This window comes from Massilia luteola (assembly GCF_034420155.1).
Lineage (GTDB): Bacteria > Pseudomonadota > Gammaproteobacteria > Burkholderiales > Burkholderiaceae_D > Telluria > Telluria luteola.
In genome coordinates this window covers 1-2,077 of sequence record NZ_JAXOFN010000072.1, presented here as the reverse complement: position 1 = coordinate 2,077, position 2,077 = coordinate 1, and the positions used below count along the sequence as shown (strand labels likewise).

Genomic DNA, 2,077 nt, shown 5'->3' with positions numbered 1-2,077 from the left:
GAGTCGCGCCCTGGCCGATCGTGGTGGCGCCGGTGTAGCTGTTGATGCCGGCCAGGATCTCGGTGCCACCGCTGACCGCCAGGCCGCCGGAACCGTTGATGCTGCCCACGAACACGTCGTGGGCATTGGTGAGGGTGAGGGTCTGGCCACCCAGTGCCACGCTGCCGGCGCCGGACAGCGACTGGACTTGCGCGCCATTGCTGGTCGCCGAGATGTCGAGCACGCCGTAATCGGCCACGCTGCTGGACAGCGCGATGCTGCCCGAACCGGCCAGGCCCAGGGTCGCGCCCGCGTTGATGCTGGTCGCGCCGGTGTAGGTGTTGGCGCCGCTGAGTTGTTCGGTGCCGCCGGCCACGGTCAGGCCGCCGGAACCGGCGATGGTGCCGGAGAAATCGGCGCCGGTGCTGGTCACGACCGGTAGGCCAGGCAGGCCGGGGAGCAGGACGCCGCCCGGCCCGGCGATCACGCCGATCAGGCCGCCGCCGGTCTGTGTGCTGGTCGCGCCGGCATTGGTCAGGGTCAGGGTCTGGCCGCCCAGCAGCACGGTGCCCGAGCCGGACAGCGTCTGGATCTGGGCGCCGTTGTCGGTCGCCGAGATATCGAAGACGCCGTCGTCGACCACGCCGGCCGACGACGCGATGTTGCCGGCGCCGGCCAGCGCCAGGGTACCGCCCGCACCGATGGTGGTGGCGCCGGTATAGCCGTTGTAGCCGCTCAGGGTCTCGGTGCCGCCATTCACGGCCAGGCCGCCGGCGCCGGCGATCGTGCCCGCGAACAGGTCGTTGGCATTCGACAGCGTCAAGGTCTGCGCGCCCAGCGCCACGCTGCCCGAACCGGACAGCGACTGGATCTGCGCGCCATTGCTGGTCGCCGAGATGTCGAGCACGCCGTAATCGGCCACGCCGCTCGACAACGCAATGCTGCCCGAACCGGCCAGGCCCAGGGTCGCGCCCGCGTTGATGCTGGTCGCGCCGGTGTAGGTGTTGGTGCCGCTGAGTTGTTCGGTGCCGCCGGCCACGGTCAGGCCGCCGGAACCGGCAATGGTGCCGGTAAAGTTGGCGCCGGTGCTGGTCACGACCGGCAGGCCGGGCAAGCCGGGGAGCAGGATGCCGCCCGGACCGACGATCACGCCGACCAGGCCGCCGCCAGTCTGGGTGCTGGTCGCGCCGGCATTGGTCAGGGTCAGGGTTTGGCCGCCCAGCAGCACAGTGCCCGAGCCGGACAGCGACTGGATTTGGGCGCCATTGTTGGTGGCCGAGATATCGAAGACGCCGTCGTCGGCCACGCCGCTAGACGAGGCGATGCTGCCCGAACCGGCCAGGGCCAGCGTGGCGCCCAGGTTGACGCTGGTCGCGCCGCCGTAGGTGTTGGCGCCGCTCAGGGTCTCGCTGCCGCCCGCGACGGCCAGTCCACCGAGGCCGGCGATATTGCCCGCGAAGGTGTCGGCTGCGTTGGTCAGCGTCAGCGTCTGCGCGCCCAGCGCCACGCTGCCCGAACCGGACAGCGACTGGATCTGCGTGCCGAAGATACTGGCGGAGACGTCCAGCATGCCATTGTCCGCGACCCCGCTCGACGACGCGATGCTGCCCAGGCCGGCCAGGCCCAGGGTCGCGCCCGCGTTGATGCTGGTCGCGCCGGTGTAGGTGTTGGTGCCGCTGAGTTGTTCCGTGCCGCCGGCCACGGTCAGGCCGCCGGAACCGGCAATGGTGCCGGTAAAGTTGGCGCCGGTGCTGGTCACGACCGGCAGGCCGGGCAAGCCGGGGAGCAGGATGCCGCCCGGACCGACGATCACGCCGACCAGGCCGCCGCCAGTCTGGGTGCTGGTCGCGCCGGCATTGGTCAGGGTCAGGGTCTGGCCGCCCAGCAGCACGGTGCCCGAGCCGGACAGCGTCTGGATTTGCGCGCCGTTGTTGGTGGCCGAGATATCGAAGACGCCGTCGTCGACCACGCCGCTCGACAAGGCGATGCTGCCCGAACCGGCGAGGGCCAGCGTCGCGCCCAGGTTGACGCTGGTCGCGCCGCCGTAGGTGTTGGCGCCGCTCAGGGTTTCGCTGCCGCCCGCGACGGCCAGTCCGCC

Annotated in this window: 1 protein-coding gene; it reads right to left on the bottom strand. The window is 71.4% G+C overall.

What is annotated here, in order from left to right:
* Positions 1-2,077, bottom strand: a 2,077-nt coding sequence (locus U9J41_RS29220) for a beta strand repeat-containing protein (protein ID WP_425261321.1), incomplete at both ends; no start/stop codon positions are given.